This is a genomic window from Kushneria sp. Sum13, assembly GCF_052692355.1.
Map to the genome: position 1 here is coordinate 1,990,356 of NZ_CP199847.1, position 16,971 is coordinate 2,007,326.

Below are 16,971 nucleotides of genomic sequence, written 5' to 3' on the forward strand. Positions count from 1 at the left end.
GGTTTCCTTGAAGATGGCGTGGACGAGCGTTTAAAGCCCGGCAGCGCGCCGAGCCGGCGCAGGCGTGTCGACGAACTCGCGAACATCGACAAAATGGCCGGCAATCGCGGCCGCCGCGGCCATCGCCGGGCTGACCAGATGCGTCCGCCCGCCATAGCCCTGACGCCCCTCGAAATTGCGATTCGAGGTCGAGGCGCAGTGTTCACCGGCGCCCAGCTTGTCGGCGTTCATGGCCAGACACATCGAGCAGCCTGCTTCCCGCCATTCAAATCCGGCGTCACGAAACACCTGATCCAGCCCTTCCTGTTCGGCCTGACGCTTCACCAGTCCGGACCCCGGCACCACCATCGCCTGCTTGATCGTACCGGCGACCTGACGACCTTCCACCACGGCAGCCGCGGCACGCAGGTCCTCGATACGCGCGTTGGTGCATGAGCCAATGAACACGCGATCCAGCTGAATGTCGGTCATCTTCTGACCGGCGTGCAGCCCCATGTATTCAAGCGCACGGGTAATGCCACGCCGCGTGGTGTCATCCGTGGCCTGCGCCGGGTCCGGCACGCGGTCATGAATGCCCACGACCATCTCGGGGCTGGTCCCCCAGCTGACCTGCGGCTCGATGGCAGCAGCGTCCAGTGTCACCACCTTGTCAAAGACAGCGTCATCGTCAGACACCAGCGAGCGCCAGTTCTCTACCGCGGCGTCCCACTGCGCCGGAGTCGGCGCAAACGGGCGGCCCTTGACGTAATTGATGGTGGTGTCATCGACCGCCACCAGCCCGACGCGAGCGCCCGCCTCGATCGCCATGTTGCAGATCGTCATGCGGCCTTCCATGGAGAGGTCGCGAATGGCACTGCCGGCAAATTCGATGGCACAGCCAGTACCGCCCGCCGTGCCGATCTTGCCGATAATGGCCAGCACGATGTCCTTGGCGGTGACGTGAGGGCCCAGCTGCCCTTCCACGCGCACCTGCATGTTCTTCATCTTGCGCTGAATCAGACACTGGGTCGCCAGTACATGCTCGACTTCGGAAGTGCCAATACCGTGGGCCAGCGCCCCAAAGGCACCATGAGTAGCGGTATGGGAATCACCGCACACCACGGTCATGCCCGGCAGTGTCGCGCCCTGCTCGGGACCAATGATATGCACGATGCCCTGGCGCACGTCGTTGATGCCAAAGGTTTCAATGCCAAAGCTTGTGGTGTTGTCATCGAGCGTCTGCACCTGAATGCGCGAGACGTTGTCCTCGATCCCCGCAATCCCGGCACTGCGCTCCTTCAGAGAGGTCGGCACGTTGTGATCGGCCGTGGCGATGTTGGCATCGATACGCCAGGGGCGACGGTCAGCCAGGCGCAGTCCTTCAAAGGCCTGCGGTGAGGTCACCTCATGCAGCAGATGGCGGTCGATATAAATCAGTGATGTCCCGTCATCGCGGCTGGACACCAGATGCGATGCCCAGAGCTTGTCATAAAGCGTCTGTCCTGCCATGTCGTCTCTCCTTGCGCACGAGGCGCGTTCACGGTCCAAGGGGACACTGGAGCTCTTGTGGTGTGTCATTGTCATGACGGCTCATCAACCCCCTGTCTGGCATCTACCCTACGCCGCGATATACCATGAAAGCAATTCATCCTATTCATGGCATGCATTCCTGTGAGGAATCGATGGAAACCGAAAGCCTGCGTGCCTTTGTGGCCGTGGCCGAATGCGGCTCGTTTTCGCTGGCCGCCGAACAGATCCACCTGACCCAGTCTGCCGTCAGCAAGCGCATCGCCACGCTTGAACATCAAACGGATGCACGCCTGTTTGATCGCATCGGCCGACGCATTGCCCTGACCGAAGCGGGTCATCTGCTGTTGCCTCGTGCCCGCGAGATTCTGGGACTTTTCGAGGACACCCAGCGCGCACTGACCAGCTTGAGCGGTACGGTGCGTGGCCGACTGAGTCTGGCCACCAGTCACCATATCGGCCTGCATCGTCTGCCCGCTGTTTTGCGTCGCTATACGCAGCGCTGGCCACAGGTCACTCTGGACATGCGCTTTCTGGACTCGGAACAGGCCTATCAGGGCGTCATGGATGGCTCGCTCGAGCTGGCCCTGGCCACCCTGGCACCGCACACAGCCAAGCCCCTTGTGGCCACGCCCTTATGGATGGACCAGCTTCATTTTGTCTGCGCACCGGATCATCCACTAACGCGGCAGCGCTCGCTCACTCTTGGCGCTTTGAGTCAGGTCGATGCGGTGCTGCCCGGCGAGCAGACCTTTACCCGGGCCATGGTGATGAGCGCCTTTAACCGAGCGGGACTGGAGGTCAGCGTGTCCATGTCCACCAATTACATGGAAACACTCAAGATGATGGTCAGCATCGGGCTTGGCTGGAGCGTGCTGCCTGAAACCCTGCTGGATGACAGTGTTCACAGACTCGATATCGACCATCCGCCGATCGAACGCCCGCTGGGTTATCTCTTTCACGAAAACCGCACGCTTTCCAATGCGGCGCGCGCCATGATCGATCTGCTCGAAGCCTCTCGCCAGCCACCTTCCGGCGCCTGAACCGTGACCGGAAAGCCACGCAGGAGTTGCATCAAAAGGCCCGGCGTGGTGCCATCCCGGTCTGCAGGACGCCCCTGCCTACACAACGATAATCCGACCAATAACAACACAACATCTTGCAAGGAATCATCATGTCCCACTCTTCGAGCATGCCTGCCTCATGCCGGGCGAGCCTGCGCACGTCTTTTGCCATGTCCGGCGCCCTGGTCGCGACCATTCTGCTGTTACCGCTGATGGCCCATGCCGACCAGCAGAGTGGCGAGATACCGGCCGCCTCCGGTGAAACCGCCAGCTATGACACCACCGATGAGTCGCCGCGCAGCGCCTACCTGTCAGACTGGTACAACCAGAACGTTACCGTCATCGGCAGCAAGGACATTCGTTTCGGCCCGCAAAAAATCGATGATATCTATCTGGAATATGAGTTTTTCGGTCGCAAGGGGCCGCTGGATCTTTACGGCTATATCGATATGCCCAAATTCTTTGGCATCGGCAACGCCGCCGACAGTGGCGCCTTCGATGACGGCTCGCCGATCTTTGCCGAAATCAAGCCACGGCTGTCGTTTAACGAGCTCAGCGGCCGGGATCTGAGCCTTGGGCCCATCAGCGAATGGTATCTGGCGGCCAACTGGATCTATGACTGGGGGCACAACAGCGACAATCGCCAGAACACGCTGTACACCGGTCTGGGCACGGACATCGATACCGGGTCACCGCTGGGGATGTCCTTTAACTTCTACGGTAAATATCAGTGGGAGAACTACGGCGCGGAGAATGAAAACAGCTGGGATGGCTATCGTGCGCAGCTTGAGTACAACTACCCGCTGGCAAGCTTTGATAATGGGGCCAGTCTCTTTTACGCCGGTTTTACCAACTATGACTTTGGATCAAGCCTGGGCGATGGTGATTCAGCGCGTACCAATGAAGCGGTGGTGGCGACCAATGCCTTTGTCTACTCCTTCACGCACCTGCGCTTTCTGGCGGTGGCCCGCTACTTCCATAACGGCGGCCAGTGGAACGACGGCAGTGAACTGAATTTCGGCGATGGTGATTTCCGTGTGCGCAGCACCGGCTGGGGCTACTACCTCGGCGTTGGCTGGCAGTTTTAATGTTTTGCAGAACGCACACAGCAAAAGGGCCGGTCACATGACCGGCCCTTTTTGCAGCAATGTCGCCTTCGATTCAATTATGTGCCCTGCTGATACCGCTGAACTCTGGGGACATGCTGAAAGCTGCCATGCTCCATGGTGACCGACGGACTCGGGCAGCGTGGCCTTCCGGCCTGACGGGCGGGAATACCCACCACGGTAGTGTGCGCCTCCACACCGGCCAGCACGACGCTACCGGCACCAATCTGAGCCCCATGGCCGATTTCGATATTGCCCAGCACGGTCGCACCGGCACCGATCAACACGCCGCTGCGCACCTTGGGATGGCGATCACCGCTTTCCTTGCCGGTCCCCCCCAGCGTGACGCCCTGCATGATCGAGACGTTGTCACCGATCTCGGCGGTTTCACCGATCACGATGCCGGTACCATGATCCAGCATGACACCCCGACCCACCTGACAGGCCGGGTGGATATCGATACCGAAGGCCTGCGTGGTGCGATGATGCAGTGCGCGAGCCAGCATGCGCCGACCGTCACACCACAGGGCATGCGCCAGGCGATGGGCCTGCAGCGCCTGAAATCCCTTGAGATACAGCAAAATGGGCAGGTACTCGCTACTGGCGGCGTCGCGCTCGAAAACCGCCGTCATGTCACAGGCGGCACTCTCGACCATCGACGGGTTCGCCTGATAAAGCCCCTGAAAACACTCTGACAAAGCATCAAACGAGAGCGTTTTATCCGTCAGGGCCGACGCCATGACGGCCGTCAGGGCCCCTTCAAGGTGGGCCCTTGACACTATATAGGTATCGAGCATGTCCGCCAGCAGGGGTTCAGCCTGCGCGGTCACGAGTGCTTCCTGATGCAGCAGGCTGAAAACACTGGCCTGTGCGCTGATCTCATGCAGCATATTGCGTCTCATCGAAGATATCGTATTCGCCGGAGACATATCCGCCGTGCCCCCATGCTGAACCCTGTTGACGGCACCCAGAGTAACGCAGCGTAACTTTTTGTGCCTTCATCGTTTATGGCGACGCGCGTTTCAACACAGTTGTGTGATAAACGCCGTCTCCCTATCGAGGAAAGGCCCGCCAGAAGCGGGCCCAGGGGCGGTCTGCAAGGGCCAAAGCGCGATGCGACAGCCGTGGTTATTGCCGGCTCACACTAGCGCTGCTTGAGGTGCGGTGTGTCGACGCTGACGTCACCGTTTTGTCCGCGCTGGCGCAGCAGGTGATCCATCAGGGTCAGCGCCATCATGGCTTCCGCAATGGGCGTGGCTCGAATGCCCACGCAAGGGTCATGGCGCCCTTTGGTGATGACCTCGACCGGGTTGCCGTGGACATCGATCGAACGACCGGGCGTGGTGATGCTGGAGGTTGGCTTGAGCGCCAGATGGGCAATGATCGGCTGGCCGGTCGAAATGCCGCCCAGCACGCCACCGGCGTGGTTGGAAAGAAAGCCTTCGGGCGTCATCTCGTCACGGTGCTCGCTGCCGCGCTGGGCAATGCTGTCAAAGCCTGCGCCAATTTCAACGCCCTTGACGGCATTGATGCTCATCAGGCCATGGGCAAGCTCGGCATCCAGACGATCGAACACCGGTTCGCCGAGCCCGACCGGTACACCGTCGGCCACCACGGTAATGCGCGCTCCGACACTGTCCTGATCGCGCCTGAGCTGATCCATGTAGGTTTCAAGCTCCGGCACACGATCCGGGTCAGGGCAGAAAAACGGGTTGTCGTCGACGCCCTCCCAGCTTTTGAACTCAATGCTGATCGGGCCAAGCTGGCTCATGTAGCCGCGCACGCTGATCCCCAGCCCTGCCAGATACTTCTTGGCAATGGCCCCGGCCGCCACGCGCATGGCGGTCTCGCGCGCGCTGGAACGTCCGCCGCCGCGATAATCGCGAACGCCGTACTTGTGATGATAGGTGTAGTCTGCATGCGCCGGGCGGAACTGATCCTTGATCTTCGAGTAATCCTTCGAGCGCTGATCGGTATTTTCAATCATCAGACCGATCGGCGTGCCGGTAGTGACCCCCTCGAATACCCCTGACAGAATGCGCACTTCATCGGCTTCCCGACGCTGCGTGGTATGACGCGAACTGCCAGGGCGGCGGCGATCCAGATCTCCCTGCAGATCCGCCTCGCAAAGCGGCAGGCCCGGCGGGCAGCCATCAACAATGGCACCCAGTGCCGGGCCATGGCTTTCCCCGAAGGTGGTCAGCGTGAAAAGTTTGCCGAAGGTATTACCGGACATGTTGTATTCCTGACATTGTGTCGCACAGCCGGCTTCCCGGACTGCACGACAGATCAAAATTCAAACAGGGGCCTGTCAATGCCACCGATCAGAGTGCAAACGACGGCGCCCATTGTTCCAGCTGCGCCGCCGTCAGTGCGAACACGCCATGCCCGCCGCGGGCGAACTCAAGCCACAAAAAGGGCACTTCCGGCCAGGTCTCAATCACGTGACGTTCGGAGTTGCCGACCTCGACCAGCAGCACCCCCTCATCGGTCAAATAATCCCGGGCCTCGCGCAGCATGCGCCTGACGAGATCCAGACCATCGGGGCCGGCCCCCAGGGCGAGTGCCGGCTCATGGCCGAACTCGGCAGGCATGCTGCCCAGATCGCTGGTGTCCACATAGGGTGGATTGCTGACGATCAAATCAAAGCGCTGCCCGGCCACCGGTTCAAAAAGGTCCCCGGCCACCGCCCTGACGCGCGCACCAACGTCGTGACGGGTGATGTTGGCACGGGCCACATCAATGGCATCTTCGCTGATATCGGCGAGCATGACATGGGTTGTGGGCATCATCAGCGCTGCAGCAATGCCGATACAGCCTGACCCGGTACACAGATCCAGCATGTGCGCGGGGTCACGCTCTTCAAACCACAAATCAAAGCCGGACTCGATCAGCTCGGCAATGGGCGAGCGCGGAATCAGGACGCGCTCATCCACATTGAACGCAAAACCGGCATAGAACGACTCCCCGAGCAGATAAGGCAGCGGACGACGCTCGACGGTGCGTGCGCGCAAAAGCGTGATAATGCGTGCACGCTCAATGCGTAACACCCGGGCATCGATAATGGCCGGGTCGACATCATGTGGCAGGCGCAGTGCGCCCAGCACCAGGGCCACGGCCTCATCCCAGGCGCTATCGGTGCCATGGCCGTAATACAGGTCATGGGCATTGAAGACACTGACCGCCAGACGCAGATAGTCACGCACGGTGACCAGCTCATCGATCAGGGTGTCATCATCGAGCGAGAGGGGCGCGGCGGCGGGTACAGGCATGCGGGCAGAAACGTCGCTCATGAATGCGGCGGCCTTGTCGAGTTTGGGTAAAGTAAAGAAAGGTCGAAAGTGTACCCGTTATCCCGTACCGGCGCATCGGTACAGGCCTGCACATCGCCACTCGATTCCCTATAATTACCGGCTGAACTCATGGCGTCAGCGCCACCGTCAGTATGACGGTCACCATTACCCAGCGGAGAAAAGGCATGACCGGTAACCGCCTGCCTGACGATGACGACCGGATAGCCTTTCGCGAGGCCATGCGGGGCAGCGATATTCGCCCCGTTCATCATGACCGTGCCGACCCCGGCCGACCGGCCCCACGCAGCGAGCTGCGCCATCGCCGTGAAGCAGCGGCCAGCAATGGTAATGCGGTCACGGCCACCTCTTCTCGCACCTCCGATGGCCGCGTTGATCCGGTACGGCCCTCGGAAGCCCTGATGTTTGCCCTGAGCGACCTGCCCCATCGAACGATTGCCCAGCTCAAGCGCGGTGCAATCGCCTGGCAGGCAGGACTGGATCTTCACGGTCATGATCTGGAGCAGGCTCGAGGCGAGCTCGAAAGCTTTTTGCATGAAGCCCGGGTCAACCGGGCACGCTGCGTGCTGGTCGTTCATGGCAAGGCGTGGTCAGGCGCGGCCCGCTATCCGGTCATCAAAAGCCACGTCAATGCCTGGCTGCGAGAACTCCCCGAAGTCCTGGCCTTTTGCTCGGCGCAGGACCGGGACGGCGGTACGGGCGCCGTTTATGTACTGCTGCGCCGCACGCGTGAGGACTACGCCACGCCGTAGGCCTTGAGGATGGCCTGGGCCACTCCGACCACGCTATGCGGCTCAAGGTGAAGATGATGCCCGCCGGGCACACGATGGGTCGTCAGGGTGGTCATTTCATGACGCACGCCCTCACGATCCAGATGATCACCGACAATACCGTTCTCTGCCTCGATCAGATCTACCGGCGCCTTGATGGCCAGCAGCATGTCGCGTGACTGCTCGGGGGTCAGCTTGACCTGCGAGGGACGCAGCAGCCGCGGGTCGGTACGGTAGCGCACCCGCGTGTCATCCTGCACCAGGCTGCGCGCCATTAAAGGCTCGGCGGTGTCGTGATCCAGAGGGGTGATGGCGCCTGCCACGCGCGCGTTGAGCGCTGCCTCAAGACTTGCATAGGACGGCGGCGGCGAGAGCGGCCGGCGTACGCCAAGCACGCCATTGCGCAGTTGCCGGGTCGATTGATCAACCGGGGTCGTCAGCGCACCAATGCCATCAATCAGCCACAGCCGCTCAATGCGCTCGGGCAGTGCGGCTGCCAGCAGACAGGACACACAGGCGCCAAGCGAATGGGCCAGCAGCGTCGCGCGCCTGATATCAAGGTCATCGAGGGCATCCAGCACGTCGTGCAGATAATCCCACAGCGCATAATCCGTGCCCCTGCCCTGCCACTGCGATTTGCCATGGCCGGCAAAGTCGATGGCCACGATGCGAATGTCGAGCCTTTCCACCAATAGTGGCGCGAGCCTTGTGAAGGTGGCGGCATTGTCCAGCCAGCCATGCAGCGCCACCCAGGTCGGCGCCTCTCTTGGCAGTCCTTCCCGCTCCCATACCAGACCGGCCAGACGATTATCGGCCAAATGGCACTCTCGCGGTCTTGCGCTCATCCTGCTCGCTCCATTGTCATCAAACTGAAGACAATACGACGACCGCCGCCGCGATGCACTCCCTGCAGGCATTGAACCCTTTAAACAGGGCCGAGGATTTCCCGGAGCCTGTCATGCCAACACCTCGCGACCGAGCGTCACAGGGGGCTGGCTCGCCGCTTTCGCTCTCAAGGCGTATGATGTCGCGATCCTTATTACGCCATTACCCCGGAGCCGTGAATGTCTGCCTCTTCCCGTCGCCTGCGAAACCGCCTTTTTTTCGTTGTCGTTCTGGCCGGTCTGATTGCCGGATTTGCAACACTCTAGATTCCTGCACCATCATTTCTTCGAAGTAATATCCTTCACCGATACCTGTCATGAACGCGCTTGAAAGCGCCCACCTCATGACAGGCATCTCAAGGTCATGGCGCCTGTCGCCATATGGTGCCCCTGCATGAACCCGTCTGCCCTTTTCGCTGAAACGCTCAACGTCACGTTTCCCGTTTTTGCCATGGTGCTTTTAGGGATCGCGCTCAAGCGTCTCAAATGGATCGACACCGCGTTTATCAATACCAGCTCGGCGCTGGTATTTCGTGGCGCCATGCCCACCCTGCTCTTTTTGTCTCTGGTGGATGCCGACATGTCCCAGGCGCTGATGCCAGGTCTTATGATCTATCTGGCGCTGGCGACAGTGACCAGCTTTTTGCTGATCTGGTGGTGGGCAATACGGCGCGTCGCCCGTGAGGATCGCGGCGTCTATGTACAGGCAGCCTTTCGCGGCAATGGCGGCATTATCGGACTGGCACTGGCCGGCAGCATGTATGGCTCGTTTGGCCTGTCTGCCGGCAGCGTACTGGTGGCCACCATCATCCCGCTCTACAACGTGCTTGCCGTCATTGTACTGGCCTGGTATCAGCCTCAGACAAGCGTCAGCTGGCGCAGCATTGCGCTCAAGATCCTGAAAAATCCGCTGATCCTTTCGGTCGTGGCAGGCCTTTCCTTTGCCGCCAGCGGCCTTGACCTGCCTGACTGGCTGCATACGTCAGGAGAGTACTTCGCCAACATGACGCTGCCACTGGCTCTCATCAGCATTGGCGGCACCATGTCGATGGCTGCCATTCGTGAGGCGAGCGGCGCAGCGCTGGGTGCCAGTGTGATCAAGATGATTTCCATGCCGGCCATGGCGGTCTTTATCGCCTGGCTTGCAGGCTTTGAGGGGCGGGAGCTGGTACTGCTCTTTTTGTTTATGGGCAGTCCGTCAGCGGCTGCCAGCTTTGTCATGGCCAGAGCCATGGGCGGTAATGCGAGGCTTGCCGCCAATACGGTTGCCATGACCACACTGGCCAGCAGCGTCACGATTACGCTGGGCATCTTTGTCCTGCAGATCACCGGGATGGCGGGCTGAGCGCCCGCCATCATGCCGGCATGACCCTCTAGGCAATGGCAGCGTTTGCGGGGGTGACATGACGCACCAGCGTTGCACACCCGGCCGCCCAGACCTGAGCGTCCAGTTCGACCACGTCGGCAGTGCCCATGGGGAGTCGAGCATTGGGGCTGCCATCCACCAGCTGGCCGACCAGCTCGGCGACCAGCGGCATATGACTGACAAACAGCCAGGGCGCATCATCTTCACGGGGGTCGACATTATGCGTCAGCCATTCGATCAGCGTGGCCGGCGGAGCATCGGGCGTCATGATGGGCAGCGTCATGATGTCATCCAGCTGCAGCGCCTGACCGATGATCCGCGCACTTTGCTGAGCACGGTCATAGGGACTGGCCACTACCCTTAACTGATGTCCCTTGTCGCCCAGAATCGAGACAAACCAGTCGGCGATACGCGCGACCTCCTGCTGTCCGGTAATGTCGAGCGGGCGGTGAGCATCAGGCGTTCCGGAAGCGGCTTCACCATGGCGCATTACATAGATTTTCATGACGGGATATCCCTGGCTGCGGTTTGCTGCTGAGCACGCCGCGTGTCCTCTCGCGGCAGCGTGAATTCAACGTCACTGCTTTGTTCACTGCGCATGAGCGCCGTGGCCATGTCTCTTGGCGCCACGCCTTCAAACATGACCCGATAAAGTCCGGTGGCCAGCGGCATGTAAATGTTCTCCTCGCTGGCCCGTTTGACGATCAGCGACACCGTATTGACCCCTTCGGCCACCTGTCCCAGCGCGTCAATGGCCTCCTCAAGCGTGCGCCCTTCACCCATCGCATAACCGACCCGATAATTGCGTGACAGGTTGGAGGAACAGGTGACGATCAAATCGCCAACGCCTGCCAGCCCCAGAAAGGTCATCGGACTTGCGCCCTGGGCCACCGCAAAGCGGCTCATTTCGGCCAGTGCCCGCGTCATCAGCATGCTGCGAGTGTTTTCGCCCATGCCAAGCGCTGCTGCCATGCCCACGGCAATGGCGTAAATGTTCTTGAGCGCACCGCCCATCTCAACACCATAGCGGTCATTGCTGGCATAGACACGAAAATGATCGCATGACAGCGCTGCCTGCACCCGTGAGCGGGTCTGTTCGTCGTCGCTGGCAATCACGCTGGCACTCAAGTGCCCCTGCGCGATTTCAGCAGCCAGATTGGGACCTGACAGCACCCCGATATGCGCACTTCCGGTTTCCTGCTCAAGGATCTGGCTCATCAGCAGAAAACTGTCGGTTTCAATGCCCTTGGTCGTGCTGACCAGGATGGCATCGGCAGAAAAATGGGGCGCGGCCTGACGCACCACCTGACGAAAGCCGCCCGAGGGAATGGCGATCAGCACCAGCTGCGCCTGATCAAGCACCCAGGCCAGGTCGCTGGACGCCACGACATCGGGATGAATCCTGAACTCGGGCAAATAGCGATGGTTGATACGATGAGTATTGACATGATCAACAAGCGTTGCATCGCGCATCCACTGGCGCACCCTGGCCCCGCCGCTGGAGGCAATGCTGGCCAGTGCGGTACCAAAACTTCCGCCGCCCAGCACGGCCACCGGAGGCACATGAATATCATCTGTACTGACCTGAGACGCAGGCTCGACTGCCATTGATAATCCTTGTTGATCGGCGATGGACAGGGTTTAGTGTAACGCTTGACGTGGCACGCAGGTAACGCATCTCACTGCCTGCCTGCGTAGAATGACAGGGATCTGTCAGGCCGTGCCATCTCGGCTACCTGCCACGGAAAAACTTAACGATGTCGTCATGGGCACCAATGATGGCTTTCAGAGTCTGAAGGTCGAATCAATGACTTGCACCAATACATGGGTCAGGGATCATGAGAGCATTGAACCAACATTCATCATTGCATTCGGAGGGCGCCAGGCTGTCCGTGCAACGTTTTGACCAGGAACTCAATCACATGAAGGTATTGTTTGTCGAAGATGATCTGTTGCTGGGCGATGGCGTTGAAACCGCCCTGCGCCGTGAAGGCCATCAGGTCACCTGGCTGACCGAGGGCGAGAGCGTGCTCGAGCATGTCGAGCAGGGTCAGGCCGAGGCCGTCATCCTTGACCTTGGGCTGCCCGGCATTGATGGCATGGAAGTGCTGCGCCGCATTCGCGCCGCCCACGATATTCCGGTGTTGATTTTGACGGCGCGCGACAGTCTGGAAGACCGTATTCAGGGTCTGGATGCCGGCGCCGATGACTATGTGCTGAAACCCTTCGATGTCGACGAACTTCAGGCCAGACTGCGTGCCATCAGCCGCCGCCAGGGCGGACGAACACAGCCAAGCATTCGGGTCGGGCCGTTGCATATTGACCATGCTCGCCATGAAGTCAGCTGGAAGGATCGACTGGTCAAGCTCAGCCGGCGCGAATATACCCTGCTGCATGAACTGGCCCAGCATCCCGGACAGGTCTTTACCCGCCCTCATCTGGAAAAGCTGCTTTATGGCTGTAGCGACGAGATCGAGTCCAATGCCCTGGAGGTGCACATTCACCACCTGCGCAAAAAACTCGACAGCAATCTGATCGTGACCCTTCGCGGCATCGGCTACCGCCTGGACGATACGATCGAATGATCTCGATTCGTCGCTACCTGACCCAGGCCGTCATGGGCCTGGTACTGATGGGCGCCCTTCTCTCGGGTCTGGCGGCGTGGCTGATTACCAAACATGAGCTCGAGGAGATGTTTGACGCGCAGCTGTCCCAGTTCGGGCGCATCGTGACCGGCATGATCGACATCAACATGGACTCGCAGGACTATCAGGCCCTGGCAGATCGCCTGACACAGCCCGGCCATGCCGCGCGCTTTTACAGCATGGAAGACAGCGATGATGCAGGGCTTGTCATGGACACACACTCCGTGAATACGCCGCGTCGCTTCCGGGAAGAAGAACGTCTTCTGTCACTGGGTTTCTGGAACAGTGACCTGACGCCCCGCATGCTCAGTGCCGAATGGAATGACAAGGGGCCCTTCCCGCCGCCTCAAAAAACCGGCTACCGCTGGGTCCGCTATGACAATGAAGAGTGGCGCGTCTTTAGCATCTACGACAAGGAGCATGGTGTCTGGGTCTCCACCGGGCTGCGTGACGACTTCCAGCAGGAACTGGTCAACAAGATCCTGCTGGGTAACAGCATCCCCTTTTTGCTGATTCTGCCGCTGCTGGGCATTGCGCTCTGGTGGGTCATTCGCCGTGGCCTGCGCCCCATCGACAATCTCTCTGCCGAAGTGTCGCGGCGCTATCATCAGGATCTCACGCCGATCGAACAGGATCCGCCCCGTGAATTGACCGGACTTCGGGATTCACTCAATGCGTTCATTGAAAGACTTCGCATGGCGCTGGATCGCGAAAGGCGCTTCACGGCCGATGCAGCCCATGAGCTGCGCACGCCGCTGGCGGCGCTCAAGATCCATCTGGACAACGCCCGCGCCAGTGAGCAGGACCATCAAAGCTCACTGGACAAGGCCCGTCAGGGCATCGAACGCCTGCAGCGCGTAGTGGATCAGCTGTTGACGCTGGCACGCGTGGAGCGAACGCCGCATCGCCAGCTGGATGTGGTCGATTTGTACCCCATTGCCTCAGAGCTGGCCGGCGAAATGTGGCCACTGGCCGGTCGTCGACGCCAGCAGCTGGAGATGAGTGGCCTGTCCTCGCTGGAGCTTCGGGCGGACCCCACGGAGCTGGGCGTACTGCTGCGCAATCTGCTGGACAACGCGCTGCGCTACACCCCCGATGGCGGCACCGTGACGCTGCATCTGGATCGAGCCAACGGACAGCCGATGATTCAGGTCATTGATGATGGCCCGGGCGTCCCGGATGAATCGCTTGAAAAGATCACCGAGCGTTTTCACCGTGCCAATCAGCGCATGACCGGCAGTGGTCTGGGGCTTTCGATCGTCAAGCAGCTGACCCAGCGTCAGAAGGCAACGCTTGCCATCGACAATCGCCAGCCGCACGGGCTGATCGTGACGGTGATCTGGCCGGCGCTGCAACCGTCCTGAACCGCTGCCCATCGTCCAGAAATGAAAAAGTCGCCTCTCGGGGCGACTTTTTCATGCATGCTTTTTCATGCACGGTGACTGCGATAAACCAGAAACAACGGCTAGGCGGGATCGTCACTGTCCTGCACGCGCATCTCTTCGATCAGCGGCGCATTGGTATCGAGAAGCGATTGCAGGGCTGCCAGATAAGCGTCTCCGCGGATCGAGTAGTTCTGCAGCGAAGGAATCAGCGCCAGCGCGTTAACGTTTTTACCCTTGTCACGCAGCGCAGCACGGCGCTCACGCAGGTGCCCATAGGCACGATGGGTATTAAGGTTGCGCATATAGGCTTCGATGCCGTCATAAACCGTGGCAAAACTCTGATAGCCACTGCCGGTGCCGGTCTGCTCCAGACCACAGCTATCGCCAAAGCAGCGCATGCCAAAGAGGTTGTTGCCTTCGCGGGCAAAGCGCGAGGTGCCCCAGCCGGACTCCTCCACGGCCTGAATCAGTACCAGCTGAATCGGTACGGTATCCACACGGGCCAACAGGGTGGACCAGTCAGCATCCTTCTCGCTTTGGCAGCTCAGCCCGTAATTCTTGCAGATGGAGGCGAGGCGTTTGCGCGAATCCGGGGTCCAGCGCTTTTGATCACGCATATGGGTCAGCCATACGCGATCGTTTTGAATCTCATCGTTGGCTTTTTCGATGAGCGGAATCATGAGGTTGAAAAAGGCAATCTTGCGATCACTGCCGGCTGCATGTTCTCGCAGGTCCGGCATCTTGAAACTGGGCTTGCTGGTATCGGCGTGAGAGGGTGTGAACACGCTGAAAACTGAGAGTGCAAGCACGAGCGTCAACGTCGTCAATGGGCGATGCGTTCGTGTCATGTTACAGGGCTCGGTATCAGGACAAGGCGGCAGACTAACATGATTTGCCTGCCGTGTCGTCATAAGCGACGACCTGAGGCTAACATCCGTCATCTTGCATAATTATGCAAAAGACATGTTCGGGAAAAAATCCATATACAAGAAGGGAATGACGACCAGCGGCCGTCATTCCCCGATGGCCAGACGCCGTTAGTGGGTCAGCATCGCATTAAGGCGACGCACATAGGCGGCAGGGTCATCCAGCTGGCCACCCTCGGCGATTACGGCCTGATCAAACAGCACATGGGCCAGATCCGTGAAAGCATCGCCTTCACTGCTTTCCAGTCGTGATACCAGCGCATGGTCGGGATTGAACTCGAGAATCGGCTTGACCTCCGGCACCGGCTGGCCGGCAGCTTCCATCAGCCGACGCATCTGATAGCCCATCTCGTTTTCGGGCAGCACCACGCAGGCCGGTGACTCGGTCAGGCGATGGGTTACCCGCACTTCCTGAACCTGATCGCCCAGCGCTTCTCGAAAACGCTCGGCCAGCCCTTCCTTGGCCCTGGCGCTTTCCTGCTGCGCCTGCTTTTCCTCTTCGCTGTCGATATCACCGAGATCCAGATCACCACGAGTGATGTCGATCAGCGACTTGCCGTCAAACTCGGTGAAATGGGTCATCAGCCATTCATCGATGCGGTCGGACAGCAACAGGACTTCGATGCCCTTCTTGCGGAAGATCTCGAGATGCGGGCTGTGCCGCGCGGCATTGAAGCTGTCAGCGATGATGTAGTAAATCCCCTGCTGACCTTCCTTCATGCGGGAGATGTAATCCGCCAGCGACTGATTCTGGGCCGAGCTGTCCGTATGGGTACTGGCAAAACGCAGCAGGCCGCCAATTTTTTCGCGATTGCTGTGGTCTTCTGCCGGGCCTTCCTTGAGCACGCCACCGAATTGGTTCCAGAAGTTCTGATAGGTGTCACTGTCCTTTGAAAGTTTGCTCAGCATGTCGAGCGCACGCTTGGTCAGCGCCCCTTTCATCTTCTCGACCTGCGGGTCCTGCTGCAGGATTTCGCGCGAGACGTTGAGCGACAGATCGTTGGAGTCGACCACACCCTTCACAAAGCGCAGGTACAGCGGCAGAAACTGTTCGGCATCATCAATGATGAATACCCGCTGGACGTAGAGCTTGAGCCCGCGAGCCCCCTCGCGCTGATAGAGATCAAACGGTGCACGGGACGGCACGTAGAGAAGGCTGGTGTACTCGAGCTTGCCTTCAACCTTGTTGTGGCTCCAGGTCAGCGGGTCACTGAAGTCATGGGCCACGTGCTTGTAAAACGCCTTGTACTCGTCGTCGCTGACCTCAGTACGCGGACGTACCCAGAGCGCCTGAGCCTCGTTGACCGTTTCCCAGGTGACGGTGACCTCGCTCTCGTCCTCGCCTTCCTGAACGGTGGGCATGCGCACCGGCACTTCGATATGGTCGGAATACTTGCGCACCAGCCCCTTGAGGCGATGTTCATCGGCAAACTCGAGCGCGTCTTCCTTGAGATGCAACACGATTTCAGTGCCATGCGCGTCGCGCTCGATATCGACAATGGTGAACTCACCCTCGCCCTTCGAGCGCCACTCCACACCCTGCTCCTGCGGCGTACCGGCCAGACGCGTGCGCACCACCACTTCATCGGCCACGATAAATCCCGAGTAGAAGCCGACGCCGAACTGTCCGATCAGTCGGGCATCCTTTTGCTGCTCACCGGACATCTGCTTGAGAAACTCGGCCGTTCCGGAACGCGCGATCGTGCCAAGGTTGGCAATCACGTCTTCGCGATTCATGCCAATGCCGTTGTCACGCACGGTGACGGTTTTGGCATCCCGATCAAACTCGATCTCAACGCGAAGCTCGGGGTCGCCCTCATACAGGGCGTCGCTTTCCAGGGCACGATAGCGCAGCTTGTCGCAGGCGTCGGCGCTGTTGGAAATCAGCTCACGCAAAAAGATTTCCCGGTTGGAATACAGGGAATTAATCATCAGGTGAAGAAGCTGTTTGACTTCGGTCTGGAAACCGAGCGTCTGCTCTTGCGCACTCGTCATGGCAACATTTCTC

General features: G+C 59.8%; 15 protein-coding genes. 6 read left to right on the forward strand and 9 right to left on the reverse strand.

The window, feature by feature from the left end:
* Positions 1-30: 30 nt before the first annotated feature.
* Complete coding sequence (gene leuC, locus ACUN8C_RS09395; RefSeq protein ID WP_445618973.1) at positions 31-1,488, reverse strand: 3-isopropylmalate dehydratase large subunit; 1,458 nt, start codon at positions 1,486-1,488, stop codon at positions 31-33.
* Positions 1,489-1,661: 173 nt separating this feature from the next.
* On the opposite strand from leuC, the gene ACUN8C_RS09400 reads away from it, so the two are divergent.
* Positions 1,662-2,549: a LysR family transcriptional regulator gene (locus ACUN8C_RS09400; protein WP_445618974.1), complete on the forward strand. Its 888-nt coding sequence runs from the start codon at positions 1,662-1,664 to the stop codon at positions 2,547-2,549.
* 131 nt (positions 2,550-2,680) lie between these two features.
* Complete coding sequence (locus ACUN8C_RS09405; protein ID WP_445618975.1) at positions 2,681-3,658, forward strand: nucleoside-specific channel-forming protein Tsx; 978 nt, start codon at positions 2,681-2,683, stop codon at positions 3,656-3,658.
* 77 nt (positions 3,659-3,735) lie between these two features.
* Here the strand turns inward: ACUN8C_RS09405 and cysE are convergent, their stop codons facing one another.
* From cysE to prmB, 3 genes are all read right to left on the reverse strand, one after another.
* Positions 3,736-4,566: a serine O-acetyltransferase gene (cysE, locus tag ACUN8C_RS09410; protein ID WP_445618976.1), complete on the reverse strand. Its 831-nt coding sequence runs from the start codon at positions 4,564-4,566 to the stop codon at positions 3,736-3,738.
* 254 nt (positions 4,567-4,820) lie between these two features.
* The gene (aroC, locus tag ACUN8C_RS09415; protein ID WP_445618977.1) at positions 4,821-5,912 is read right to left on the reverse strand and encodes a chorismate synthase; all 1,092 of its coding nucleotides are present in this window, start codon (positions 5,910-5,912) and stop codon (positions 4,821-4,823) included.
* 88 nt (positions 5,913-6,000) lie between these two features.
* Positions 6,001-6,969, reverse strand: a complete 969-nt coding sequence (prmB, locus tag ACUN8C_RS09420; RefSeq protein WP_445618978.1) for a 50S ribosomal protein L3 N(5)-glutamine methyltransferase — start codon at positions 6,967-6,969, stop codon at positions 6,001-6,003.
* A gap of 185 nt (positions 6,970-7,154) precedes the next feature.
* On the opposite strand from prmB, the gene ACUN8C_RS09425 reads away from it, so the two are divergent.
* Entirely contained in the window at positions 7,155-7,739 is a 585-nt protein-coding gene (locus ACUN8C_RS09425) for a Smr/MutS family protein (RefSeq protein WP_445618979.1), read from the forward strand.
* Here the strand turns inward: ACUN8C_RS09425 and ACUN8C_RS09430 are convergent.
* Complete coding sequence (locus ACUN8C_RS09430; RefSeq protein ID WP_445618980.1) at positions 7,724-8,602, reverse strand: alpha/beta hydrolase; 879 nt, start codon at positions 8,600-8,602, stop codon at positions 7,724-7,726. The genes ACUN8C_RS09425 and ACUN8C_RS09430 overlap by 16 nt on opposite strands.
* Positions 8,603-9,035: 433 nt before the next feature.
* Here ACUN8C_RS09430 and ACUN8C_RS09435 point away from each other — a divergent pair, with 433 nt between their 5' ends.
* Positions 9,036-9,986, forward strand: a complete 951-nt coding sequence (locus tag ACUN8C_RS09435) for an AEC family transporter (RefSeq protein WP_445618981.1) — start codon at positions 9,036-9,038, stop codon at positions 9,984-9,986.
* Positions 9,987-10,014: 28 nt separating this feature from the next.
* Here ACUN8C_RS09435 and sixA read toward each other — a convergent pair whose 3' ends face one another.
* Both sixA and ACUN8C_RS09445 read right to left on the reverse strand, forming a co-directional pair.
* Complete coding sequence (gene sixA / locus ACUN8C_RS09440; protein ID WP_445618982.1) at positions 10,015-10,512, reverse strand: phosphohistidine phosphatase SixA; 498 nt, start codon at positions 10,510-10,512, stop codon at positions 10,015-10,017.
* The gene (locus ACUN8C_RS09445; RefSeq protein WP_445618983.1) at positions 10,509-11,615 is read right to left on the reverse strand and encodes an NAD(P)H-dependent glycerol-3-phosphate dehydrogenase; all 1,107 of its coding nucleotides are present in this window, start codon (positions 11,613-11,615) and stop codon (positions 10,509-10,511) included. Before ACUN8C_RS09445 ends, sixA begins: the two co-directional genes overlap by 4 nt.
* Before the next feature lie 314 nt (positions 11,616-11,929).
* On the opposite strand from ACUN8C_RS09445, the gene ACUN8C_RS09450 reads away from it, so the two are divergent.
* Positions 11,930-12,592: a response regulator transcription factor gene (locus ACUN8C_RS09450; protein ID WP_108842170.1), complete on the forward strand. Its 663-nt coding sequence runs from the start codon at positions 11,930-11,932 to the stop codon at positions 12,590-12,592.
* The gene (locus tag ACUN8C_RS09455) at positions 12,589-14,016 is read left to right on the forward strand and encodes a sensor histidine kinase (protein WP_445618984.1); all 1,428 of its coding nucleotides are present in this window, start codon (positions 12,589-12,591) and stop codon (positions 14,014-14,016) included. Before ACUN8C_RS09450 ends, ACUN8C_RS09455 begins: the two co-directional genes overlap by 4 nt.
* Positions 14,017-14,117: 101 nt before the next feature.
* On the opposite strand, the gene ACUN8C_RS09460 is transcribed toward ACUN8C_RS09455, so the two are convergent.
* Together ACUN8C_RS09460 and htpG are read right to left on the reverse strand one after the other, a co-directional pair.
* Positions 14,118-14,885 carry a protein bax gene (locus ACUN8C_RS09460; protein WP_445618985.1) on the reverse strand — a complete coding sequence of 256 codons (768 nt, stop codon included), beginning with the start codon at positions 14,883-14,885 and terminating at the stop codon, positions 14,118-14,120.
* A 189-nt stretch (positions 14,886-15,074) separates the two neighbouring features.
* Positions 15,075-16,958: a molecular chaperone HtpG gene (htpG, locus tag ACUN8C_RS09465; protein ID WP_445618986.1), complete on the reverse strand. Its 1,884-nt coding sequence runs from the start codon at positions 16,956-16,958 to the stop codon at positions 15,075-15,077.
* Positions 16,959-16,971 lie beyond the last annotated feature (13 nt).